The organism is Streptomyces sp. NPDC058632, assembly GCF_042717095.1.
Classification (GTDB): Bacteria; Actinomycetota; Actinomycetes; order Streptomycetales; family Streptomycetaceae; genus Streptomyces.
This window is the reverse complement of sequence record NZ_JBHXQZ010000001.1, coordinates 115,319-138,307: the sequence shown is the minus strand read 5'-3', so window position 1 is coordinate 138,307 and position 22,989 is coordinate 115,319. Positions and strand designations below refer to the sequence as shown.

The 22,989-nt window shown below is 73.8% G+C and carries 17 protein-coding genes and 2 pseudogenes; 1 reads left to right on the top strand and 18 read right to left on the bottom strand.

Annotation, left to right across the window (positions count from 1 at the left end):
• Positions 1 to 186: 186 nt before the first annotated feature.
• The 7 genes and pseudogenes from ACFWVE_RS00645 to ACFWVE_RS00615 form a co-directional block, all read right to left on the bottom strand.
• Positions 187 to 393, bottom strand: a complete 207-nt coding sequence (locus ACFWVE_RS00645; protein WP_384006745.1) for a hypothetical protein — start codon at positions 391 to 393, stop codon at positions 187 to 189.
• A gap of 311 nt (positions 394 to 704) precedes the next feature.
• Positions 705 to 1,748 carry an LAETG motif-containing sortase-dependent surface protein gene (locus tag ACFWVE_RS00640; RefSeq protein ID WP_384006743.1) on the bottom strand — a complete coding sequence of 348 codons (1,044 nt, stop codon included), beginning with the start codon at positions 1,746 to 1,748 and terminating at the stop codon, positions 705 to 707.
• Between the two features lie 937 nt (positions 1,749 to 2,685).
• The gene (locus tag ACFWVE_RS00635) at positions 2,686 to 3,297 is read right to left on the bottom strand and encodes an ANTAR domain-containing protein (protein ID WP_384006740.1); all 612 of its coding nucleotides are present in this window, start codon (positions 3,295 to 3,297) and stop codon (positions 2,686 to 2,688) included.
• A gap of 280 nt (positions 3,298 to 3,577) precedes the next feature.
• Complete coding sequence (locus ACFWVE_RS00630) at positions 3,578 to 4,615, bottom strand: rod shape-determining protein (RefSeq protein ID WP_384006737.1); 1,038 nt, start codon at positions 4,613 to 4,615, stop codon at positions 3,578 to 3,580.
• A 436-nt stretch (positions 4,616 to 5,051) separates the two neighbouring features.
• Positions 5,052 to 6,431, bottom strand: a complete 1,380-nt coding sequence (locus ACFWVE_RS00625; RefSeq protein WP_384006734.1) for a carboxyl transferase domain-containing protein — start codon at positions 6,429 to 6,431, stop codon at positions 5,052 to 5,054.
• Positions 6,424 to 7,890, bottom strand: a complete 1,467-nt coding sequence (locus ACFWVE_RS00620; protein WP_384006731.1) for an acyl-CoA synthetase — start codon at positions 7,888 to 7,890, stop codon at positions 6,424 to 6,426. The genes ACFWVE_RS00625 and ACFWVE_RS00620 overlap by 8 nt, the downstream gene beginning before the upstream one ends.
• A gap of 109 nt (positions 7,891 to 7,999) precedes the next feature.
• A pseudogene (locus ACFWVE_RS00615) lies at positions 8,000 to 8,458 on the bottom strand (hypothetical protein); the annotation flags it as partial.
• On the opposite strand from ACFWVE_RS00615, the pseudogene ACFWVE_RS00610 reads away from it, so the two are divergent.
• Positions 8,432 to 8,719 (top strand): annotated as a pseudogene (locus ACFWVE_RS00610) (FadR/GntR family transcriptional regulator); the annotation flags it as partial. The pseudogenes ACFWVE_RS00615 and ACFWVE_RS00610 sit on opposite strands and share 27 nt — an antisense overlap.
• Positions 8,720 to 8,783: 64 nt before the next feature.
• Here the strand turns inward: ACFWVE_RS00610 and uppS are convergent.
• The 11 genes from uppS to ACFWVE_RS00555 all read right to left on the bottom strand — a co-directional run bounded on the left by uppS (position 8,784) and on the right by ACFWVE_RS00555 (position 22,945).
• Positions 8,784 to 10,649, bottom strand: coding sequence for a polyprenyl diphosphate synthase (gene uppS / locus ACFWVE_RS00605; protein ID WP_384006728.1), 1,866 nt, complete (start codon positions 10,647 to 10,649; stop codon positions 8,784 to 8,786).
• A 15-nt stretch (positions 10,650 to 10,664) separates the two neighbouring features.
• Positions 10,665 to 11,534, bottom strand: coding sequence for an ABC transporter permease (locus tag ACFWVE_RS00600; RefSeq protein WP_384006725.1), 870 nt, complete (start codon positions 11,532 to 11,534; stop codon positions 10,665 to 10,667).
• Positions 11,531 to 12,136 (bottom strand): ATP-binding cassette domain-containing protein, encoded by a 606-nt coding sequence (locus ACFWVE_RS00595; RefSeq protein WP_384006722.1) that lies wholly within the window; start codon positions 12,134 to 12,136, stop codon positions 11,531 to 11,533. Before ACFWVE_RS00595 ends, ACFWVE_RS00600 begins: the two co-directional genes overlap by 4 nt.
• 760 nt (positions 12,137 to 12,896) lie before the next feature.
• Positions 12,897 to 13,520, bottom strand: coding sequence for a hypothetical protein (locus tag ACFWVE_RS00590; protein ID WP_384006720.1), 624 nt, complete (start codon positions 13,518 to 13,520; stop codon positions 12,897 to 12,899).
• Positions 13,486 to 14,331, bottom strand: a complete 846-nt coding sequence (locus tag ACFWVE_RS00585; protein WP_384006717.1) for an FkbM family methyltransferase — start codon at positions 14,329 to 14,331, stop codon at positions 13,486 to 13,488. The genes ACFWVE_RS00590 and ACFWVE_RS00585 overlap by 35 nt, the downstream gene beginning before the upstream one ends.
• On the bottom strand, positions 14,328 to 14,657 hold the full coding sequence (locus ACFWVE_RS00580; protein WP_384006714.1) for a Trm112 family protein: 330 nt from the start codon (positions 14,655 to 14,657) through the stop codon (positions 14,328 to 14,330). Before ACFWVE_RS00580 ends, ACFWVE_RS00585 begins: the two co-directional genes overlap by 4 nt.
• Positions 14,654 to 15,568 carry a hypothetical protein gene (locus ACFWVE_RS00575; protein WP_384007056.1) on the bottom strand — a complete coding sequence of 305 codons (915 nt, stop codon included), beginning with the start codon at positions 15,566 to 15,568 and terminating at the stop codon, positions 14,654 to 14,656. Before ACFWVE_RS00575 ends, ACFWVE_RS00580 begins: the two co-directional genes overlap by 4 nt.
• Positions 15,569 to 15,595: 27 nt before the next feature.
• The gene (locus ACFWVE_RS00570; protein WP_384006711.1) at positions 15,596 to 16,360 is read right to left on the bottom strand and encodes a methyltransferase domain-containing protein; all 765 of its coding nucleotides are present in this window, start codon (positions 16,358 to 16,360) and stop codon (positions 15,596 to 15,598) included.
• Positions 16,357 to 17,703 carry a condensation protein gene (locus tag ACFWVE_RS00565; RefSeq protein WP_384006708.1) on the bottom strand — a complete coding sequence of 449 codons (1,347 nt, stop codon included), beginning with the start codon at positions 17,701 to 17,703 and terminating at the stop codon, positions 16,357 to 16,359. The genes ACFWVE_RS00570 and ACFWVE_RS00565 overlap by 4 nt, the downstream gene beginning before the upstream one ends.
• A complete protein-coding gene (locus tag ACFWVE_RS00560; protein ID WP_384006706.1) occupies positions 17,700 to 22,166 on the bottom strand; it encodes an alpha-(1->3)-arabinofuranosyltransferase family protein in 4,467 nt (1,488 codons plus the stop codon). The genes ACFWVE_RS00565 and ACFWVE_RS00560 overlap by 4 nt, the downstream gene beginning before the upstream one ends.
• Positions 22,163 to 22,945: a class I SAM-dependent methyltransferase gene (locus ACFWVE_RS00555; RefSeq protein ID WP_384007054.1), complete on the bottom strand. Its 783-nt coding sequence runs from the start codon at positions 22,943 to 22,945 to the stop codon at positions 22,163 to 22,165. Before ACFWVE_RS00555 ends, ACFWVE_RS00560 begins: the two co-directional genes overlap by 4 nt.
• Positions 22,946 to 22,989: the final 44 nt, after the last annotated feature.

The following is a 22,989-nucleotide window of genomic DNA, read 5'->3' as shown; positions in this document are numbered from 1 at the left end:
CCCACGCCTTTCCCTGCTGGTTCTCCGAGCGCTGACGGTGGCTGTCGTGTTCCGTTGGAGAACTTCCGCTACGGATCACCCGCCCGGCCGGCAGCGGTCTCGGCCTGGCCGTCGCCGACCGGTTTGACAAGGCGGCGGGCGGATCGATCAGGGTGACCGGCCACGCCCCAGAAGGTGGTGCCTGCTTCAGAGGATCCGGTAACGGCAAAGAGTGTGATTTCCTTGGGCCTCTTCAGCGCGGCCCATGGGTGAGAAGCCGGTGCGGCGAACGCCGAACAGTTCCCGATCGAGCCGGATCGAGAGGGATCCGGCCGGATGGAAACAAGAGGTTGTGTCCGTGGTTTTGGCATCCTCGCAGGTGAGACGAGTCACTTGAATGGGTTCGAGTCCCACCCGCCCCACCATGCGCTCACCCGCGGAAACGTCAGGTTTCCGGAGTCGGTGCGGGAGCGCTCGCCGCACGAGCGCTGCGGGGAAGCCCCGCAGGTCCCGTCCCATGGCCTGGGCCGGGAAGGCTGAGCGTCCGGATGGAGACCGGACCGGTCGGCATTCTCGTATGCGCGGGGACCGCGGAGGCCCCGGCGCTCGGCGCGTGGATCCCGGACATTCGCAGGCACGCGTGTTTCGTGGAGGTGCTCCCGGAGGACGACGGCCACGGGGCGCGCCGAGTCGTCGGCGCGGCCCCGCACGGGCAGCGACTGGTGTCAGGCAGCCGTAATGGCGTTGGCGGCCTTGCGGCGGCGCACGATGAACAGGGCACCGCCGCCGACGGCGACCGCGGCACCGCCCGCGAGGGCGATGACCGGGAGCGCGGAGCTGGAGCCGGTTTCGGCGAGACGGCCCTGCGGGTCGATCTGGGTGTCGCCCACCGGCTTGTTCGGCAGCGGCTTGCTGCCGCCCTGCGGCTTGCTGCCGTCCTGCGGCTTGGCGTCACCGGTGTCGGCCGGGGCGGAGCCGGCGGCGAGGATGTCGAACTCGTAGTAGCTGTCGTCGCCGGAGTAGACGCAGTTGCCCTCGTCGTCGGCGTACATGCCGATGCTGATGGCGAAGCCGAGACCGGACGGGGCCTTCTTGTCGACGCTCAGGCGCAGGTCGATGGAGAAGGACTCCTTGGCGCGGATGTCGGTGTAGCCGAGGTAGCCGGCGCCCTCGTCCTCCTCGTCCAGGGAGATGTCGGTCCAGGTGCCGGTGGCCGGGTCCTTGAACTGCAGGGTGAGGTAGCCGGTGTCGACGAAGAAGTCGTTCTCGTCGACCTGGGCGGCGAACACGCCGAGGTCGACGCGCTGGTAGGCGTGGTTTCCCTTGTTGTCGACGTCCAGCTTGAAGCCGTGGAAGCCGCTGCCCGCCACGATCTTCGAGGGCAGGCCGGAGAGGCCGGTGTGCAGGTCGTCGTCGAACGTCACGTCCTCGCCGCCGCACTCGACCGGGCCGGGCGAGACGGAGGAGGGCGCCGAGGGGGAGGCGGGCGCGGCCGCCGAGGAGGAGGCGTCGGGCGCGGCCGGCTCCGCGGCGGCCGGGCTGGACTCGCCGGCCACAGGCGTCGACTCCTCCGCAGCCGGAGTGGTGTCCTCGGCCGCCGGGGCGGTGTCGTCCTCCGCGGGGGCGGACTCCTCCCCGGTGGGGGCCGCCTCGCTGACGGAGGGCGACGGGCTGCTGTCCGTGGCGTAGGCGGCCGGGGCGACGAGCAGGGCTGTCGGAGCTATCACAGCCGTGGCGGCGGCAAGAGCCAGGGAACGGCGAATCTTCATATGTACCTCAGAGGAGGAAGCGACCGATGCGTCGCCAGGCAGGACCGGCGGGCACCATAAAAGGTTGCACGGTGATCACTGTTCCTTCACATGATGTGGATCACATAAAGATGGCCTCTCCGTCACGGTCGCACGGCCGGTGCGCACGCTTCCAGGGGGAACCGCTCCGCACCGGTCTGTCGTCCGGCTGGTACTCGATCCACGCGCCTGGTAGAGGAGTTGGCCGTCTGACGCCTTCGGCGGTACGGCTTGCCGTCATCCTCGCGCGTCCGGGACTCCCGCCCCGATGACGTCAGGCTCCGCTCCCGCCGCGCCCGCCTGGTTCGTCCGACGATGCCGCTGCGTGGGCCCGTGCCCGCCCTGCGGCCCGGGCGCGACCGGTGTGGTCCGTGCTTGCGCTGCTGGCTGCCGGTGTGTGGGCGATCGCAGTGGAGCCGGTGCCGGTGTGCAGCGAGTCGGCGCCGTGCGGTCCGGACTGGATCGGCATGCCGCAGACGGGGTCGGCCGCAGGGCTGCCGCACTGGCTCGCCCGGCTGCCGGAGTCTGCTCTGGTCACGGCGCCCGTCCTGGCGGTCCTTGTGGTCTGGGGTGAACTGTCCGATGCGGAGGGCTCCCGCCTGGTCGCGAACACCGCCGTGGTCACGGCTCTGGCGTTCGGCTGGGCCGCTGCGCGGGAGCGGGTGGCGGCCCGCCGCCGGCAGTGGGCGCTTGCCGGGCACGCCGCAGGGGTACGGCATGAGCTGCCGCCGCTCCCGGGCCGGCCGGGGCGGTCGTCCAAGGGCTCCGCGGGCTCGGCGTACACGGCGGTGTGCGGGATCGGGGCGTGCCGGCCTTGTCGCCCGGGGCGGGTGACCGGAATCCGTGCCGAGTGCGCCGTCTTCGGCAGCATGATGGCGATGTCCGGACCTCCGCCCGCGTTCGGGGCTTCCGCTCCGGCTCAGGACAGGTGGCGGGCGAGAGCCGTGGCCAGGGCCTCCCGTACCTCCCGCGGAGGGCGGGGGCCCGCCCGGTCGGTGTCGGCGGTGAGGGCCGCGGCGGCCGTGCGGAGCGGGGCGCCGGACAGGCGGGAGGTCTCGCGCAGGATGCGCCAGGCGGTGTCCGAGTCGCAGCCGTGGAGGGCCATCAGGATGCCGCGGGCCCGGTCGACGGCGGGACGGGCGGCGATCTCCTGCCGGAGCTGTTCGACCTCGTCCTCCCGTATCCGCGCGGGCGGCCGCCGCGCCGGTTGTGGGGCCGTCACCGGGGCGGGGGCGCCGCCCCGGCGCCGGGAGCGCAGGGGGTCGGTGGTGTCCAGGCCGACGAGCGCCAGGACGCGACGCGGCTGACCGGTCCAGCGGGTGGCCGTGACCGGCACCGACCGCCGGCGGCCGTGGTCGCGCAGGACGTCCAGGAACCGCAGTCCCGCCGTGTCCATGAAATGCACGCCGCTCATGTCCAGGTCGACCCCGGCCGTGCGGGCGGGCAGCTGGGCCAGCTTCCGGGCGAGGGTGTCGGCGCTGCCGTGGACCAGTTCGCCGCGCGGGGTGAGCAGGGCCCGGTTCCCGTCCATGCGTCCACCGATGACCAGCGTGTTTCGTCTTCCCGAGAAAGGGGGTGGAGCCGCGGAGGTCATGTCACCGCCTGGTTCGGTGGGCGAGCGGGCCGTCGGGCGTGCGGATCGGGCGCCGTGGACCGGGCGGCAGGAGGTGCGGGACGTGCGGGGCGGGGGCGGTGCGAAACGTATACGGTCCGTGCGGTGCTCGCGAAGGCGCCTGCCCGGTTTGCCGCGCCCTACACCCCTCGTTCGTGCGCCGGCCGGAATTCCGGCCGGGTGGGGCGGGCCGGGTGGCTCAGGTCGCCAGCGGGTTCAGCACCAGGGGGGCGATCTTGCCCTCCAGCATGGCGCCCAGGCCCTGGACGGCGCACACGTCCGGCCGCTCGGCGATGTGGACCGGCATGCCCGTCGCCTGCCGCAGCATCTGGTCGAGGCCCGGCAGCAGGGCGCTGCCGCCGACCATCATGATCCCGCGGTCGGCGAGGTCGGCGACCAGGTCGGGCGGGCAGCCCCGCAGCACCTTGCCGATCCCGTCCAGTACGGCCGTCAGCGGGGTCTGGATGGCGTGCCGCACGGCCGCCGTGTCGACCTTGACCGAGCGGGCGAGGCCGGTGGCCACGTCCCTGCCGTGGATCTCCGTCGACTCCGGACCGTGCGGGGTGAGCCCGTTGCCGGACAGGGCCACCTGCAGCGGCCGTACGGACTGGCTCGGCAGCATCAGTTCGTGCTGGTGGCGCAGGTGCTGGACGATCGCGTGGTCCACGGCGTTCCCGCCGACGGACATGCGCTCGGCCGTCACGATCGACCCGAGCGAGAGCACGGCCACCTGTGTGGTCGCCGCCCCGCACACCAGGATCATGGTCGCCTCGGGACGTTCCACGGGCAGCCCGCAGCCGACGGCGGCCGCGATGAGCGTGTCGACCAGCTCCACCCGGCGGGCGCCCAGCCCCACCAGCGTCTCGATCGTGGCGCGCTGGGCCAGCGGATCGGCGTCGTGCGGGGTACAGGCCGCGGCGCGCAGCCGGGGTCTGCGGCGCAGGGCGCGGCGGATCCGTTCGCCGAGCAGATGCCGCAGCATGCGCTGCGCCATCTCGATGTCGACGACGGTGCCGCCCGAGACGGGCCGTACGACACGGATGTAGTCCGGCGTCCGCCCGGTCATCCGCTCCGCGAGCTCGCCGACCGCGATCAGCGCACCGGTACGGGTGTTCACGGCGGCGGCGGACGGCTGGTCGACGACGAGCCCGGCACCCTTGACGTAGACCCGGGTGCGGGCCGCTCCCAGGTCGACGGCGAAGTGGCAGCGGCGCAACTGCTCCAGACTGGCGGTCACGGCAGATCCTCCCGAGTGCGCGGTTCTGCGGGCCGCCGGGCGGCGAACCTCGGGACCATCGTGCGCGCGAGCGGGGGCCGCCGCCTCTTGTGGAGGGCCGGGCGGGGGGCCGCTGAACGGGGGCGGGCGCGGCAATCGCAGGGGCCGGACCCGAGCCTCCCACCGGCCCCGTACGTGGCGAGGGGGCGGCCGAGGTGGGCGGGAAGGAGGCGGTGGCCGCCTCCCCGCGGACACCGACGCGGACGCCGGCACTGGCGCTGACATCGGCACTGGCACCACCGCTGACGCGGACGCCGACGCCGACACCGTCGCCGGTACTGGCACCAGCGCCGACACCGCCGACAGCCGGGGCGACCCGGCCCTGCGGCCCGCCCGCCGCACGCGGGGCGACGCTCAGGTTCGGCGGCGACCGCGTGGGCCGCGGGCGGCCCCCGGTTCAGCTGTCGTCGTGATGGTGATCGTGGTGGTGGTTCCGGCCGCCGACGATGCCCCGTACGACGCCCAGGTCCACCAGGTCCTGGGGGCGGACGCGGAGCTGGTCCGCCGTGGCCTCCGCCTCCCGCGGAGGGCGCTTGAGGATCGCCGCCGCGAGTTCCGGGGCGATCACCGAGAAGTAGCTGTCGGGTGTGGCCCAGGTGTTGCCCGGCGCCGCCAGGGCCAGGGCGCCGCCGGAGCCGCCCTCGCCGACGACGAGCGTGGTGACCGGGGTGCGGGCGGCGGCCACCGCGGCGAACAGGTCGGCGATGGCCGCCCCCGCGCCCTGCCGTTCCGCCTCCGCGTCGTTGGCCGCGCCCGGAGTGTCCACCAGGGTCAGCACCGGGATGCCGAGCCGGTCCGCGAGCCGGATCAGCCGGGCGGCGGTGCGGTACCCGGCGGGACGGGTCGCCGTCCCGGTCTGCGCGGCGTAGGCGATCGTACGGCCCTCGTGCTCGCCGAAGCCGCAGAGCACGCCCTGCGGATCGGTGCCGCCGCAACGGTCGCCGCTGAGCGCGACGCGGTGGGTGAAGTAGGTGTCCAAGTAGGCCTGTGCGCGCGGGCGTTCGGAAGAGCGGGCGCGCTGTACGGCGTCCCGGCCGGTGGCCGGAAGGTCACCCGGCCCCATGCCCAGCGGCTCCGGTGGGGCGGCCGGGGTGGTGGACGGGCGGGTCAGCAGCCGCAGCCACCGGCCCAGCGTGCCCCGCAGGTCCTCCGGCGGGACCACGGCGTCCACCGCGCCCGCCGCCATCTGCGCCTCGGCCGTGTACGCCGCCGGGTCGGCGTCCGCCGGGCGGACCCGTGAGCCGGCGAAGCCGACCTGTGCGCCGGGCAGCGCGAGGACCACGTCGGCGCCCGCGCCCAGCGTGGCCCAGCCGCCGCCCGTCGTCGGGTCCCGGACCACCGCGATCTGCGCCGGCCCGGCTTCCCTGGTGAGCGCCGACTCGCGCGCCACCCGATGGAGTTGGGTGAGGGCGAGCATGCCCTCCTGCATCCGGCTGCCACCGGTGGCGACCAGCGGGACGACCGGCAACCGGTGCTCGCGGGCATGCGCGTACGCCGACACCAGCCGGTCGCCGGTGCGTTCACCCAGCGAACCGCCGAGGAAGCCGAACTCGAAGGCGATCAGCACGGCCCGGACGCCCTCGACCAGGGCGGTGCCGCAGACCACCGACTCCTGTTCACCGGTGCGCTCGGCCGCACGGGCGCGCAAGGCGTCGTAGCCCGGCCAGCCGAGCGGGCCGTCGGGGGCGGACTCCCTTACGGGATGAGGAAGTTCGGTGAACGTGGAATCGTCGGCGACGCGTGCGACGGTCTCGCGCGCGGAGAGCCGCTCAGTCATGACGCAGCGCCCGCTTGATGATCTTCCCCATGTCGTTGCGGGGGAGCGAGGTGAGGTGGTGGAGCACCCGCGGACGCTTGTGCGGGGCCAGTCGGCGGGCGACATGGTCCGCCAACTCCTCCAGATCAGGCGGTGACTGAGGATCCGCCGGGACGATCCACGCGACGATCCGCTCGCCCAGGTCGGCGTCCGGCTCCCCGGTCACCGCGGCCTCCCGGACACCGGGGTGCTCCAGCAGCGCGTTCTCGATCTCCCCGGCGCCGATCTTGTAACCCCCGCTCTTGATCAGGTCGGTGGCCTTGCGGCCGACGATCCGGACATGGCCGTCGGCATCACGCACCGCCATGTCACCGGTACGGAACCAGCCGTCGGCGGTGAAGGCGCCCGCGGTGGCGTCCGGCCGGTTCAGGTACTCGGTGAACAGGTTCGGGCCGCGCACCTGGATCTCGCCCACGGTCTCACCGTCGTACGCCGCCACCGGGGACCCGTCCTCCTCCACCAGCCGCAGCTCCACGCCCGGCAGCGGCACGCCCACGGTGCCGGGGCGGGCCTCGCCGTCCGCGCGGACGGCGGTGTTCATCAGCGTCTCCGTCATGCCGTACCGCTCGACGACCCGGCGTCCGGTGGCCGCCGCGATCCGCTCGTGGTCGTGCACGGGCAGCGCCGCCGACCCCGACACCAGCAGCCGCGCCCCGGCCAGCGCCTCGGCCAGTTCCGGCTCGGTGGGCAGCGACTCCGCGACGCGGTGGTACATCGTCGGCACGCCGAACAGCATGGTCGCGCCACCGCTCAGCTCCCGGGTCACGCCCTTGGTGGTGAACCTGCCGAGGTGACGCACCGAGCCGCCGCGGCGCAGCGGGCCCAGGACGCCCAGGACGAGACCGTGCACATGGAACAGCGGGAGCCCGTGGACGAGGACGTCGTCGCCGGTCCACTGCCAGGCGTCGGCGAGCGCGTCCAGGGTGGTGGCGATCGCGCGGCGGGGGATGACGGCGCCCTTGGGCGGGCCGGTGGTGCCGGAGGTGTAGACGACCAGGGCCGGGTCCTCGTCGCCCGCACGGTCCCAGGGGACGGCGCCAGGGGTGCGGTCGGCGGGGTCGACGTCCAGGCGGGCCAGGCCGGCCAGTGCCTCCGGGAGGTCCTCGCCGGGCGCGGTGAGGACCAGGTCCGGGGTGCTGTCGGACAGGATGTGGCCGAGTTCCTTCCCGCCCGACTTCGGGTTCAGCGGCACCACCGTCACCCCGGCGAGCAGCGCCGCGGTGACCGCGACCGCCGTCTCCAGCGTCGGGGTCGCCCAGACGGCGACCCGCCGCGCCTCCCGGACGGCCCCGGCGACCGGGCCGGCCGCGGCGGCGAGTTCCCCGTACGTCAGTGAGCGCTCGCCGAACCGGAGGGCGGGCCGGCCGGCGGCGGGGCCGCCGGCCCGGCTGTCGGTCAGGACCGGGAAGAGAGAGGACACGGGTCGTACTCCTTAACCGTTGGGGCTGCGCAGCCGCTGTCGTGCAGCCGCTTCGCGCAACCGTGTCGTGCGGCCGTGCAGCGGTCGTCCGTGGGGGCGTCCCGGGGCTCTACCCCCAGCCTGGTACGACCAGCGCCAGCCACACCACCGCGGGCACCACCGCGACCACGATTCCTCCGTACATCATCAGCTGTCGGAAGAAACGTTCGCGGTCGACGTCCGGCGCCGCGGCCAGGACCAGCGCGCCGTTCGTCGAGAACGGGCTCACGTCGACCACCGTCGCCGACACCGCGAGCGCCGCCACCATGCCGACCGCCCCGATCTCACCCTGGGCGAGGAACGGCACCGCCGGCGGGATGAGCGCGCCCATGATCCCGACGGAGGAGGCGAACGCCGACACGATCGCGCCGATGTAGCAGAGCAGCACCGCGGCGAGCAGCGGAACACCGATGCCGCCGACCCCTTCGCCTGCCCAGGTGATCGTGCCCATCCGGTCCAGCACACCGACGTAGGTCAGGACACCGCAGATCAGCAGCACCGTGGGCCAGGCGATCCGGGCGACCGCCTGTTCCACGCGGCGGTGACGGCGGCGGCGCACAGCGGCCTGCTCGCGGAGTTCATGCGCTCCATCGCCGAGCAGATCGCCGAGAGCCGCACCGAGTCCCTGCGCCGGCCCGGCCGCCCCGGCCGTTCCCTGGCCCAGCACCGGGCCATCCTCGACGCCATCGAAACCGGCAGTCCCCGGCAGGCCGCCGCCGCGATGCGCCGCCATGTCCGCACGGTGGCCAAGGTGCGGCTGCTGGACTGGGATCCGGAGGACGAGAGGTAGGCCCACGCGGCCGGCCGACCTGGCGGACGTAGTCCGCCGGAACTGCGACAAGAGCTGGAACGCGTCAGTGGCGGGGGTCAGGCCGGGCGCGAGGGGACGGACGGTGGTTCCCGGGGGAGGCGAGGGGGGCGGGGACGGCGCCGTGGCGGCGTTGGCGTCGGCTGTACTCGGTGATGGCCTGCCACAGGTCACGTCGGTCGATGTCGGGCCAGTAGCCCGGGGTGAAGTACAGCTCCGCGTAGGTGGCGTGCCAGGGAAGGAAGTTGGAGGTGCGCTGCTCATTGCCGGTGCGCCACAGCAGGTCGACGTCCGGCATGTCGGGGTGGGGCAGACGGCGGGCGAAGTCGTCCGGGCCGATGAGGCGGGGGTCCACTTCACCTTCTCTGGCTGCCTGGGCGAGTGCCGCGGCGGCCCGGGTGATCTCGTCGCGGCCGCCGTAGTTGATGCACAAAGTGAGTGTCAGTCCGGTGCGGTTACGGGTGCGGTGCTCTGCGTCCCTGAGGGCGTGGACGAGGTCCTCGGGCAGTCTGTCGGGACGGCCGGACCAGCGCTGGCGCACGTTCAGGTCACGGAGGGGGCCTTCGTCGATCTCGCGGCGGAGCGTCTCCAGGATCGTGGTGATCTCCTGCGCGTCGCGTTTCCAGTTCTCGGTGGAGAACGTGTACAGGGTCAGGTGGCGCAGGCCGATCTCCAAGGCTCCGTGAACCACCTCGTGCACGGCGGCGGTGCCGACGCGGTGGCCTTCGTGGCGGGGCAGACCGCGCTGCTCGGCCCACCGGCCGTTGCCGTCCATGATGACCGCCACGTGGGAGGGCATCCGGTCGGCGGCGATCCGCGGGGGCCGAACGCCGTCGCGGTGCGGTGGCGGGGGCCGGAGACCGGCGTCCTCGGCCGCCCGGCCCGGATCGCTCGACTCCACCGCGGGGGGCCGGGGGCCCGGCACGGTCAGGGGGGTCAGGCTCCAGGCCAGGGCCGCGCGGAGGCGGGCGGGGGCCAGTATGCGGGCGCGTGCCACGACGGAGGGGCGCGGGGGGCGCTTCAGCAGGGTGGGGCCGGCCGCGTCGACGGCGTCGAGTTGGGCGCGCATCAGGTCGGCCGCCGTGTCGAGCACGGTGGCGGGCCCCGGGTGCATTCCTCTCGTCACGGCGGGCTTGGTCACCCGTCGGCGCGCCAGGGCTGTCAGTTCGGCGATCAAGGCCGCCACGGCTGGACTCCAGCGTCCCTCGACCAGATCGGCCTCTGCGCCGGGGAAGGGGTCCAGCGCTTCCTGTGGCAGGAACAGGTGGCCCTGGGCGAGGTCGGTGCTCAGGTCGGTGAGGATGTCGGTGAGCTGGGCGCCGTCGATGAAGTGTTCGTAGTCGGCCTGCCGGTCCAGCCGTAGCGTCATCGGCGCGCCGGCCTGCTCGAACAGGTGCCTTACCTGGTCGACCCAGGGCACGACTCCCTCAGCGCACCCGGCCCGCCACGCGGCCCAGTCGGGGAAGCGCAGACCGTGGGCGTCGTCCCGTGTCCTGGCCATCGCGCCCTGCAGGCTGGTCAGGTCCAGATGCCACCGTCCTGCCGTGTCCACCAAGGCATACCGGATCGGATCGGTGCTCGTGCCCGCCCTCGTGTCGTGCTTCAGCGCCCTGGTCCACGCCTCGACGCGGGCCGCGCGCCGGGCCGGCTCCACATCCGGTTGGTCCGCCAGGTCGTCAAGGACGCTGGCGGCCGCCCAGAGTGCCCAGCATGCCGGGCGCAGGACGGCCGGCATCAACTGGATGAGGGCGTGGATCCCGGGATCGTGCTGCCGTGTGGTGCGGCGGCACAGCCGGTACGCCGCCCGCAGAACGGGATCCTCGCCCATCAGTGCACGGGCGGTGGCTCGGCCGCGCCACGCGTGCGTGGGCGCGTCGGGGGGCGCGGGGGTGGGCTGCGGTTTCGTGCGCATCTCGGGACGTGGACCTCAGGGTGCTTCCGTGTCGGATACCGAAGCCGATGGCGTGGCAGTTCGGCGCGGCGCGGGAAGGGAGAAGCCGCCGTCTCCCGGCCCGGGCTCAGAGGGCTGTGCGTTGACGGGCAGGGCGCTGCGGGTGCTGCGGCGGAAGCCCACCAGGGCGATCAGGGCCGCTCCCGCGAACCAGGTGAGCTGGATGGCCAGATGGCGCGGCACCGGGTTGGTGGAGAATCCCGCCGCCGTGCTGGCCTGCATGGCTCCGTAGGAGGGCAGGTAGCGCATGATCGGGTTGTCGGCCCCGGAGCTCGTGATCGGGTTCTGCAGGGCGAGGTCGATGATGCTGGTCATCACGATGGCGAACATGCCCTCGACCTCCCGGCGCAGCACGGAGCCGAAGCCGACGCCGAGGGCGCCGTAGGTGAGGCCGGCGCTGAACAGCGCGGCGGCGAGCAGCAGAGGCTGCCGGGGTGTCCACGCCAGGCAGGTGACCGCGGTGGCGTAGGCGGCGACCGCCGCCGAGATCAGAGCCAGTGCGGTGACCTTGGCCAGGACGAGGTGGGCACGGGGATAGCCGGCCATCGCCAGTCGTCGGTCGAAGCGGTTGCCGGAGAAGGTGGCGGCGAACATCATGAAGCCGGTGATCAGGGTGACCGCGTTGAGCGCGCCGCTGATCTCGGTCAGTTCGTTGCCATGGGGCGCCAGCGTCTCCCCGGTGGCGCGAAGCCGCATGGGCGCCGGGGTGTCGGGCATCGCCAGGTAGGCAAGGGTCGTCCACAGGGGGACGAACAGGGTCACGAGCACCATGGCGAACCGGTTGCGGCCGTGCTCGGTCAGCGCGAACCCGGTGGCGAGAGCGAACCGGGTCAAGTGAGACCTCACGCGGCAACCGCCTGGTCCGGACGGAGTACCCCGCCGTCCAGACGCCACAACTCGTCCAGGCGCTCGGTGTCGTACGCCAAGTGGGAGATGACCAGGACCGAACGTCCCGCATCACGCAGCCGCACAGCCAGATCCCAGAACCGCTGGTAGGTGTCCCAGTCGAATCCCTGATACGGCTCGTCCAGCAACAGCACCCGGGGATCGTGCATCAGCGCCAGCGTCACGTTCAGCTTCTGCCGCGTCCCACCGCTGAGGATCCCCGCCCGCTCATCGGCGTATCCGGCGAACCCCAGCACGTCCATGACCTGCTCGGCATACCGCAGATCAGTGAGGCGATAGGCCCTCTGGAAGAACCTCAAGTGCTGCCGGACAGTCAGCGCGTCGTTGAGGACCACGTGCTGCGGGCAGTAGCCGAACCGGTCACTGTGACGGACCGTGCCGCGAGTAGGCCGCAGCTCACCAGAAAGGATCTTCAACAGAGTTGATTTGCCGGTGCCGTTCTCTCCGACGATCCCACACAACGTCCCTGCCCGAAGCCGCATGTCAATGCCCCGCAGGACCGCACGCCGACGGTAGGCATGATGCACATCCCTGACCTCCACGCCCGCCTCCCCCCATACAATCGGACTACGGATTTCCCAACGACCATGGCGCGGAAAAGATACGGGCCCCCACGTCAACAACCCGACGCCGGCGAACCGTTGACGTGCGACCGTGAGCGCAGCGCCTTGGCCGTCCCGCGGCCGACACCGGGCACCCCGCAGATCCGGCGCCTTCCGGGCTGCCGGCCGTGTGATGAGCCCGGAACGCGACGGAGCGCACAAGGGACTGTCGGCACCACGCCGCGATGGGCGCGTCGGGCGCACGCCCTGGGGCCTGTCCGGCGGGTCATGCCGAAGACGTGGGGTCCGGCACGCCCGTCCGCGGTGTTGTCGTCGGTTGCCGGCTCCCCCGGGCTCCCGGCTCCGCTCGAGCAAGGGAGGGGCTCCCCTCGCGTCGGCGCCCTCCTCCGCCTTGCGGCCGAACGCACCGGACCCCACTCGCCCCGGCCGGACGGACACCGCCGACCGCCTCCGACCCGATCCGCCGGACCGGCCCCAGCGCCTGCCCGGAGAATGATCTTGGTGGGGTTCGCGGAGCCAGAGTGAGGCGAGGTGGAGTCCGGCGCGGTAGCGGGCGGCGAGTTCGTCGAAGCGGGTCGCGATCGCCCGGAACCGTTTGAGCCGGGCGAAGCGGCGTTCGGCGACGTCGCGGGCCTTGTGGAGCTCGCGGTCGAAGGCCGGGGCCTGCCACCGGTCCGTCCGCGCCGGACCCGGCTGGCTTTCCGGTCGGCCCGTTCGAGGTCAGAGGTTGAAGACCAGGCTACGGCGGATCGCCGATCGCGGTCCGTTGCAGCAGGCCCCAGGTGAACTCCGCGACGACCTCGCGCCGCACGCCCCGCGCGTCCGGTGCGACGAGGGCGAGGCCCCACCGGGTGGGAGCGGTGCCTTCGAGCGGGCGGGCCGGGGCGAAGGCGCGGGCGGCCTCGTCGACCGTGCAGGACCACGGCGTCAGGTCCTCGACGGTGCGCAGGACGGGCGGGTCGGCGTCGGGCGCGCGGACCAGCCACTCGTTCCAGACGGTGCCGTCGGGCGCGGTGAGGATCTCGAAGCGGAGGTCCGGCCAGAGCGGGAGCCGCCACCGCGACGCCTCGCAGTCGAGGTCGCCGATCCGGCGCCGGAGACGGGACTCCGGCTCGCCGAGCACGGACCGGTACCTGGAACGGGCCGAACGGGAGCGCGGGGAGCGGACCATGGCCTGCCAGCGCTTGTTGGCCTCGCGCATTCCGGCGAGGGAGACGCCCAGTTCATGACGGGCGTCCTCGACCAGGCCGGGATTGTGGTCGGCCATGCGGCGCAGCAGGACGAGCTGGAAGTCGAGCGGGGTGAAGGGGGCGGGCGGGCCGGGCGGGCTACTGGGGGGTGTCGCGGGAGGCACGGGAACCATCGTCGCTCACCGGGGGCGCTCCGGGGCGGCGGCCGTCCGGGAGGAACAGCACCGAGTTCACGTAGCGCGGACCCCTGAGCGCGCCGTGCGGCAGGACGCGGCGGAGCAGGCCGTGCGAGACGACGTAGGAGACCCTGGCCTGGTGGGCCTCCAGCGGGAAACGGTCCAGTGGGACCCAGGCGTCGTCGGGCAGCACCCAGCCGCGGTAGCCCAGCAGGGACAGATGGGTGACCACGGGCGCGATCGGCTGGATGCGGGACTCCAGCTCCACGAAGAGCGCCGGGCGGTCGCGGGCGAGGATGCCGGTGGCGCCGCGCAGCACCGCCGACTCGTTGCCGTCCACGTCGATCTTGATGAAGCCGACGTCCTTCAGGCCCAGTTCGTCCAGCGTGACGCAGGTGACGTCCAGGGCGTGACCGTGGATGTCCCGGCGGACCAGGGAGGACACGCCCCGGTCGCCGCCGTCGTCCGGCGGCAGCCACAACCGGGCGATCCCGGCGCGGTCCGAGGCGGCCGCGCGGATCACGCGGACGTTCGGCGGGGCGCCGGAGACGAGCAGCCGCGCCAGGTGGGGGACCGGTTCGACGGTCACCACCTGGCGGGCGCGCCGGGCCAGCCGGTGCGTCCAGGGGCCGTACCAGCCGCCGACGTCGACCGCCGTGCCGCAGTCCGGAGGGCACAGGTCGGCGAGCCGGGCCAGCTCGGGCTCGAAGCGCGGGTAGACCGCGCGGGCGGCGGCGGCCACGACCCGGGTGGGCAGGACGGACGCCGCACGGGCGGCGAACGTGACCCGGGGGAGGCCCTCCGTCATGGGGTCGCCCCCGGGGACCCGGGATGCCCGGTGAGGTCAGCGGACCCGTGGTCCCCGGACATATGGCCCTCGGACACACGCGTCAGCAGTCCCTCGTGCTCCTCGTCCGAGACCTGCTCGCCGGAGGACGGGAGCAGTTGCGGGATGCCGTCGACGATCGGGTAGCGGCGGCGCAGACGCGGGTTGTACAGCGCCTCCCCGTGACGGCCGTCCTCGTGACCGCCGTCCTCGTGACCGTCGGCGTCCGCGGCGGCGGGGAGCAGGTGCAGCGGACCCTTGTCGAGCGGGCAGGCCAGAATCCTCAGCAGCGGGTCGTCGGGCTTCACGGCGGAGTCAACTCCTTTGTAGGGGTACTTTGTTGCGAGGCGGTGTCGTGCTTCGGCATGGCCAGCAGCACGGTGACCGCGAGTACCGTGCCCGCCACGCGCAGGCCCAGCCGCAGGGGTTCGTCGGGGAGTTCCTCGCCGAACGACAGCGTGCCGAGCACCGCCGTGTACAGGCAGGTCACGGTCGTGCAGACCGGCACGATCAGTGAGGCCCGGCAGCGCTGGAGCGCCGCCTGCGACAGCACCAGGCCGAACGCGCCGGTGAACAGCAGCAGATACGGATACGGGGAGCGCAGCAGGCCGAGCACCGCGTCGCCGATGCCGCTGGTCGTCAGATGGCTCGACACGCCCTTGACGGCGAGCGAGCTGACGCCGTAGAGCAGGCCGACGGCGATCCCGTACTCGACGCCGGTGGTCGGCATCCGGTGCCGGCGCCGGGCCCGGCGCTCGGCGGACCGGTAGAGCCACACCCCGGCCGCCAGCGACGGCACGCACACCAGCAGGATCAGCCGGTACGGCGCGTCGCGGCCGACGGTGTCGGCGCCCTCGCCGCCCCCCTTCAGGGACAGCACCACCATCAGCAGCGCGAGCAGGATGGCGCCGAGCGCGTACCGCTCCCGGCCGGTGGTCTCCTCACCCAGGAGCCGCGCCGACAGCATCACGAGGAGCACCAGGCCGGAGACGAACAGGCCCTGGGCGGCGGCGATCGGCAGGGTCCGGTACACCGCGAGCTGCGCGGCGAAACCGGCGGCGAGGGACAGGGCTCCGGCGATCCACAGCGGGTTGCCGAGCACCAGCCGCAGCAACCGCGCCGGCCGGTGAACCGATACTTCGGGCAGGGCGGACAGCGCCCGCTTCTCCAGGACGAACCCGCCGCTGTACAGGACGTTCGACACCAGGGCCGCGGCCACTCCCCACCACATCGTCCCCGGTCCCCCTTACGTCCGGCGGGCGTGCAGGAGCAGGATCGAGGCGAGCGGCGGCCGGGCACAGGCCAGCCGGTCCAGCACCCGCAGCGGACGCGGCACCCCGTGGAACGGAGCGCCTTCGAGGCGTACGACGGTGAAACCGGACGCGGCGACGAACTCCCGCAGCGCGCGGGCGGTGTACAGCCGCAGGTGTCCCACCACCTCCGAGCCCGGCCTGCCGTGGATGCCGCGCAGACTGACCTCGGAGAACACCGGCTGCACCCCGGCCAGCAGCAGCGCACGGTTGTACCAGGCGGCCAGATTGGGGGTGGACAGCATCAGATGGCCTCCGGGGCGCAGCACCCGGTGGATCTCCTCCAGGGCCGCGTCCGGGTCGACGAGATGCTCGATCACCTCGCTGAACAGCACCGCGTCGGCCGCCCCGGACGCGAACGGCAGCCCGCCGTCGGTGAGTTCGCCGCGCACCGCGTACGGCATCCGGGTGCGGGCCCGCGCCAGGGCGTCCTGGGACCAGTCGACGCCGACGAGGCGGTGGCCGTGCAGGAGGGGCGCGGCCGTGGCCGCGGCGGAACCGTCGCCGCAGCCGATGTCGAGGATCGTCCGCGCGCCCTGGGCACCGGCCGGGCCGAGTGCCCCGGCGAGCATCCGGGCCTGGCGGAGGCTGCGGGAGGGGCCCGAGGCCACCGGCACGGCGGGGTTCTCGTAGAAGTCGCGCAGGTCGCGGGGCGGGGAGGCGGTGGAGGCGGTGGTCGAGTTGGTCGCGGTGGCCGTCACGGGGTTGCCTCCGTGGAGTGCAGGTGGTGCGCGAAGAGGTCGTGGAGGCGGGCGCCGTCCGCCTGCCCCAGCAGCGCCCGGGACCAGCGCACGGACAGATGGAGCCGGCCCGCGGTGGAGGCGGTGGTGAAGGTGAGGCCGCGCGGCATCCGGGACGGCGCCGAGAACCACACCGCGTGTGCGCTGCCCGCCTCCTCGCCGAAGTCCAGCGGGTACGGGATGCGGCCGATGTTGCTGAGCAGCGTGGTCGACAGCAGGGGCGCCGCGGCCCTGCGCAGCGTGCGGGCGAGGACCCGGCGGGCGGCGACCGGGGCCCAGGGCGCGGTCAGCAGATTCGCCCCGCGGCCCAGTTGGGGGCGGGAGCGGGACTTCAGGGCACGGGTGCGCAGAGCGGTGCGGTGGAGCAGGCCGGGCAGGTCGGCGGTGTCCAGTTCCGCGAGGCCGAAGGGGACTTCGACCAGGCGGGTGCCGTTGCCGATGGGCATCGTGGCGTCCCTGGGGCGGTCGTCCACCGGCATGGTGATGCGCAACGGGCGCGGGCGGGCGCCGCGTTCGCGGTTCCAGTGGGCGAGGGTCAGGGCGGTGGCGACCATGAGCTGGTCGTTGACGGTGTACGGGGCTGCCTTGGGCCGGTGCGGCAGCGGGAGTTCGGAGACGATCAGCCCGTTGCCGGTGCGGTGGCCCGGGTCCGGGGTGCCGGGGGCCACCCGGGCGGGCGGCGACCAGGGGGAGGGCGTGTCCGGCGCGTCGGACTGCGCGGGCTCGGGCCGCCGTACCGGCGGGGCGGCGGCGGAGTTGTCCCTGCCGCCGTAGATCTCGGCGGCGGTGGCCAGGATGCGCAGGCAGGCGGGGCCGTCGAGCGCGGTGTGGTTGACGGTGAGGAGCAGCGCGGCGCCCACCCTCTCGCCGGCCCCGCCGGCCCCGCCGGCCCCGCCGGCCCCGCCGCCCGCGCCGGCCTGGACGGTGTCGCCGGGGCCCGGGGCGTTCACCAGCTCCAGGCGGATCGGCGGGGAGGCGGTGAGCGGGGGCGCCTGGGTCAGGGTCCGGGTGCGGGCGTCCCGCAGGGCGCCCGCACCCGGCGGCGCGAAGCGCACCACCTCCACGTCGGGCTCGCCGGTCAGCTCCCACTCGTAGTGGCGCCGGTACCAGGGGCCCGGGGCCTCGCGCATGAGGATGCGCGGGTGCCGGCGCAGGGCCTCGAGGAACGCCTTGCGCAGGCGGCCGGGGTCCAGTTCCCCGGGGAGGTGCACCTCGATGTGCACCGTCTCCGGTTCCTCCTCCTGAAGGCAGTGCCGGGACACCTCGTCCACCACGGGGAACGGGATGCGAAGGGGTGCGGTCATCCGGTGCCGCCCCTTCCCGCCGAGCCGTGGGAGCCGTCCGGGCCTTCCGTGCCGTGGGCGCGGGGAAGCTGCCGGGTGGACGTCTCCGGGCCGGGCGGCGGCCGGTGCGCCGGAACGCGTGAGGGCACCGGAGGCAGCTCGGCCGTGTGGTGGTCCGGCCCGTCGGAGGACCGCTGCCACCCGGCGGAACCGGCCCCGGCCGCTGCGGGCCCGGCCCCGGGCCCGCCCGTGGCCGTCCCGGTCCCGTCGTCCGTCCGGCCGGACCCCCAGCCGTCCTCCCGCACCGCTCGCCCGGACCCCGGACCGCCCAGGCTCACCAGCGCCGCGAACAGGCCGATCAGCGCCAGCAGTTGCGCCAGGTGTCCGAAGGCGCCCTCGCCCGCGCCCGCCGGCTCCCCGGCCCCGAGGGCCGCCGCGGTCCCCGCTCCCGCGAGGGCGGCGAGCGCCACCGGCACCAGCAGGGCGGCCCTGCGCCACGCGAGCAGCGCCAGCGCCGGGACCAGCAGTGCCCACCAGCCCGCGACGACCACGCCGACCAGCGTCAGCGCCACCGTGCCCAGCCACGGTCCGGGCGCCGCCGGCTCGGGCTGCGGGGCGTCGGGGTTCTCGGCCTTCCGGCGCCACAGCGCCAGCCCGATCAGCACCGCGATCCCGGCCCCGCTGCCGATCAGAGCGGCGTCGTACGTCGTGGCCGGACCGTAGGACAGCTTCACGGTGCCGCTCTCGCCCGCCGGGATCCGCCAGCCCTGCTGCCAGCCGTCCAGCCGCAGCGGGGTCAGTTCCTCGCCGTTCAGGGTGGCCGTCCAGCCGTCGTTGTGGTTCTCGTACGTCGTGAGGTACGAGGCGGCTCCGGAACCGACCGACAGCTCCCGCCGGTCGCCCAGCCAGTCCTTGACCTCCAGCTCGCGCCCGGCCGCCGAAGCGTCCGGCACGGTGCCGCGGGTCAGGGTCACGGAGGTCACGGTGAGCGGTCCCGCGTCACCGGCCTCGACCCGGTGCTTGCCGGTGGACAGCTCCAACGCCGTCTCGTCACTCCCTTCCCGGCAGAGCGTCACGTCCACCGGACGCCGCTCGACCAGGTCCCCGACCGTGCCCTTCACGCCGGTCTCGTACAGCTCGCCGTCCACGGCGAGCACCGGTCCCCTGCCGCACGCCAGGGTGAACTCCCGGTCGGCGGACGGCTGCGGGGTGCGGTACGCGTCGAGCGCCGGTACGTAGGCCTCCGTCAGCCCCACCGGCAGGCTCAGGTCGTCGCCGACGACGGGGTTGTGCAGGGTGAGCGGGGCGGTCCGGGTGATGGTGATGTCGAGCCGGTCCGTGGTGATCGGCGGGAAGCGGACCATGCCGTTGTCGTCGACGCCCGCGATCGCCGCGCCGTCCGGGGAACCGATGTGCACCTCGGTCGGCCGGGTGGACAGGCCGCCCGCGGCCGCCAGCACGATCTCGCCCACCGGCTGCTTGCCGTCCCAGCTCAGACGGACGACGGGCTTGTCGCCCGCGATCCAGGCGGTGGTCAGGTCGCCGTCGGTGAGGTTGCGTGCGCTCAGGCCCGCGCCGAGGCGGGCGGTGGAGTCGGCGGTGGCGGTGATCCGGGCCTGCTGCTCGGGCGCCACGTCGTACAGCAGGCGGTCCAGCGCCTCGCCCGGCACGGCCACCGCGCTCGCCTCGACCTCGTACGTGCCCGCCGTGCCCGTGGTGAACACGCGGTGCAGTCCGTTCTCGGTGCCCGTCGGGGACAGGCCGGTCGGGTCGGCGGAGCGGTGCAGCGAGACGACCTGCGCGCCGGCGGTCGAGTTCTCCGCGTCCGTGGGCAGCCGCAGCAGCCGGGTCACCCGCACGTCCGGCAGGTCGATCTCGGAGAAGCCCGCGCCGCCCAGACCGGAGTGCCGGGCCACCGAGTCGACGATCGTCAGCTTCATCCAGTCCGTCGCGCCCTCGGGCGCCTTGACGTCCTGCTTGGTGCCGTTCGCCTGGAGGAAACTGGTCTCCGACCCGCGTTCCGTCTCCACCCGTACCTTGGTCGCCGCGGCCCGCACACCGTCCTGCGACAGCGGGACGATGCCGAGGGAGTCCGGCATCTCGTAGCTGTCGTCGAAGGCGATCCGCAGCCACTGCCCGTCCGGCGAGCCGGCCGAACCCTCCGCCCAGGCCGTCTCCGGGTTGCCGTCGAAGGCGTTCACCGGGTCGTACTGCGGCAGATGGAACAGCCAGTTGCCGTACGAGGACGCCGACACCGTACGGGCGCCGCGCAGTTCGGCCACCGTCTGATGGTCCAGGCCCTCCGTCGGCAGGATCTGGTGCGGCTTCTCCCCCGCGCCCTGCGTGGCGTCGGGCGCGTTGCGCTCGTCGGCCGTGTACGTGTACGACGTGTTGGAGTTGACCAGGCCGAACCGGGTGTCGGCGTACCGCATCCCGTCGCCGGTCACCTGCAACGGCGGGGTGCCGAGCCCCGGATGGGCGTCGCCGGTCAGCACGGCCGGCCGGCCGCGCAGCTCGCCGGCCAGCGGCAGCAGCGCCTCCGGGCCGCCGGAGACCACGGCGGTGTCGGCGATCGGGGCCAGCGAGGCCGGCCCCGGACGCCGGACGTCCGCCCCGGCCGGACGGTAGATCTCCACCGCCCGCCGCTGCGGGTACAGCCCCTCGACCTGGAGCGGGGTGTCGTTCGCGATGACTCCGCCGGTCGACACCGGACCGAGCCCGGTGACCCGCTCGTACCCGGACTGCGTGAGGGTGCGCTTGACCGTCGTGGTCGGCACCTGCCCGACCTGGTCCGGGTCGAGGTCGTTGCGGACCACGACGTAGTAGAGGCCGGCGCGGCTCAGGTAGTCGGCGAGCCCCGGTACTTCGGCGCCGGTCAGCAGGGCCTGCTCGACCGCGTCCATGGCCCGACGGTTGCCCGGGGTGCCGAACGGCACGTAGTCGCGCTGTGCCCAGCGGGAGTCGGCGACCACGTCGAGCGGTTGGTCGATGGTCGAGCCCCAGGTGTGGATGCCGTGCGCGGTCGCCGGCACGACGAGCGCCCGCGAGTCGGGGGAGTTCTCCTCCAGCCAGTCGGCCGTGGCCCGCCAGTACGTGGGGATCTCCTGGAACGAACCCGGGCTGAGGATCGAGCCGTTGAGGTACGGCCACACCAGCCCCGGCAGGATCAGCACCGCCGCGACCAGCGGCGCGAAGCGCCCGCCCCGCACCCGCCGTCGGATCCCGCCCGCTTCGTTCGTTTCGGGGGGCCCGCTCGGCCGGCCGGCCTCGTCGGCGTGCCGTGACCGGGCGGCCGTGCCCACCAGATGGGCCAGGCCCAGGACCAGGGCGAGCGCCAGGCCCGTCTGGAACTTGTAGACGTTGCGGAACGGCGACAGCCAGCCGTCCAGCCAGTCCTGCACGACCCCGTGGAACGGTGCGCCGAACGCGCCGCCGTACCCGGCGAGCAGCACCAGCACCGTCACCAGCACCGTCAGCACCAGCCAGCGGCGCTCCGGCAGGTCCCGCCGGGCCAGCCCCGCCAGGCCCAGACCGGCCGCGAGCGCCGAGCAGACGATCACCACCGCCGAGGAGGCGACGGTCCAGCCCGCGGGCAGCCACGCCTCACCGAAGTGCAGATAGGCCACCCAGTTCCCGGCCCCGCGCAGCGCCTCGGTGGCCGCCATGGTGTCCGTCGTGGTCTGCGCGGTCTCGACGTAGGGCAGGAAGTTCTCGCCGTACACGCCGAGCAGCAGCAGCGGGATCCACCACCAGGCCGTCGCCACCGCCACGGCGGGAGCCCACCAGGCGATCAGCTTCCGCCGGCGCGGCCCCGGCGGCCGGGACAGCAGGTACAGGCCCACGGGCAGCAGCGACGCCAGCGTCGAGGCCGCGTTGACCCCGCCCATGAACGGGACGAGCAGGGCCGAGCGCAGCGCCGCGACCCGGGCCGTGCAGCGCTCGTCCGTCAGTGGCAGCAGCACCCACGGCAGCAACGCGCCCGGCAGGGCGGCGGCCGACGTCGAGCCGATCACCGTCGTGAACAGCGGCCACAGCGCGTACGCCGCCGCCGCGAGCAGCCGGGACGCCCCGCCGCCCACACGCAGCCGCTCGGCGAGACGCAGGGCGCCCCAGAACGCGACGGACACGATCAGCGACAGCCACAGCCGCTCGGCCAGCCACACCGGGAGCCGCACCAGGTCGCACAGCCAGTAGAACGGCAGCATCGGCCACAGGTAGCCGGTGTACTGGTTGTTGACCCCGCCGAACGATCCCTGGTCCTGCCACAGTTGGCCGAGGTCGGCGAGGAACCGTCCCGGGTCGACGGTGACACCCAGCTTGGTGTCGAAGGTCTGCCGTCCCGGTTGCACCGCCAGGAGCAGGACGAACATCACCGCCCAGAAGCCCAGCAGCCAGCGCCGCGACCGCGGGTCCCGGGGCGGGCCCGCGGCGGTCGCGGTACGAGGGGTGGCTGCCGGAGGGGGAGCCTGGACCGTGGTCGTCATTCGGGACACCGCCGGAGGATGAGGAGGAGGTTCCACGTAGCGAACTCACGCAGACCGGGCACCTTGACCACGGTCTCGGTGAGGAACGGCCAGTAGCGGGAACGCGCCGAGACGATGCGTACGTCGGCGCGGCCCCGTACCTGCCGCAGGGTGGTACCGATGTGCACCGGGAAGAGGTTCTCGCCGAGCGTGTGCTTGGCGGGCCTGCCGGTACGGCGCCGGTAGCGGGCGCGGGCCCGCTCGGCGCCGAGATAGTGCCACGGGGCCCATTCGTGCCCGCCCCACGGCGACAGCCAGTTGGTGAACGACACATAGATGAGCCCGCCCGGCCGGGTCACCCGGGCCAGCTCGCTGAGGAAGGTCTGCGGATCTGCCACGTGCTCCAGGACGTTGGACGAGAACGTCACGTCCGCGGCGCCGTCGCACAGCGGCAGCAGGTAGCCGTCCGCGATCACGGTCCCCTCGGGCGGCTTCCCGGCCAGCTCCCGCACGTCCGGTTCGAAGAGGAAGGCGTCCGCGCCGCGGCGGCGGAACTCCTCGGTGAAGTGCCCGCTGCCGCCGCCGACGTCGACCACGACCCGGCCCGCCACGGGACCGCCGTACGCCTCGACCTGGTCGGCGGCGTCCCGGGCGAGCAGCGCGTAGCAGGCGTCGGGGTCCTCCTGCTCACGCAGGAAGGCACGGAAGAGGGCGAGGGAGCGGCGTGGTGAGGGGTCCCTCAGCCGGCCGCCGGCCGGCGCGCCGCCGGCCGTGCCCCTGCCGCCCGTCCCGCCGCCCATACGTCTGTCACCCGGCTCTCCGTCACCCGGCCCGCTGCCGGTCA

Excerpts from the sequence above, each read along its gene's own strand:
- ACFWVE_RS00640 (WP_384006743.1), bottom strand. The coding sequence starts at position 1,748 with ATGAAGATTCGCCGTTCCCTGGCTCTTGCCGCCGCCACGGCTGTGATA.
- ACFWVE_RS00635 (WP_384006740.1), bottom strand. The coding sequence starts at position 3,297 with ATGGACGGGAACCGGGCCCTGCTCACCCCGCGCGGCGAACTGGTCCAC.
- ACFWVE_RS00625 (WP_384006734.1), bottom strand. The coding sequence starts at position 6,431 with ATGACTGAGCGGCTCTCCGCGCGCGAGACCGTCGCACGCGTCGCCGAC.
- uppS (WP_384006728.1), bottom strand. The coding sequence starts at position 10,649 with ATGCGCACGAAACCGCAGCCCACCCCCGCGCCCCCCGACGCGCCCACG.
- ACFWVE_RS00590 (WP_384006720.1), bottom strand. The coding sequence starts at position 13,520 with ATGGTTCCCGTGCCTCCCGCGACACCCCCCAGTAGCCCGCCCGGCCCG.
- ACFWVE_RS00585 (WP_384006717.1), bottom strand. The coding sequence starts at position 14,331 with ATGACGGAGGGCCTCCCCCGGGTCACGTTCGCCGCCCGTGCGGCGTCC.
- ACFWVE_RS00565 (WP_384006708.1), bottom strand. The coding sequence starts at position 17,703 with ATGACCGCACCCCTTCGCATCCCGTTCCCCGTGGTGGACGAGGTGTCC.
- ACFWVE_RS00560 (WP_384006706.1), bottom strand. The coding sequence starts at position 22,166 with ATGACGACCACGGTCCAGGCTCCCCCTCCGGCAGCCACCCCTCGTACC.
- ACFWVE_RS00555 (WP_384007054.1), bottom strand. The coding sequence starts at position 22,945 with ATGGGCGGCGGGACGGGCGGCAGGGGCACGGCCGGCGGCGCGCCGGCC.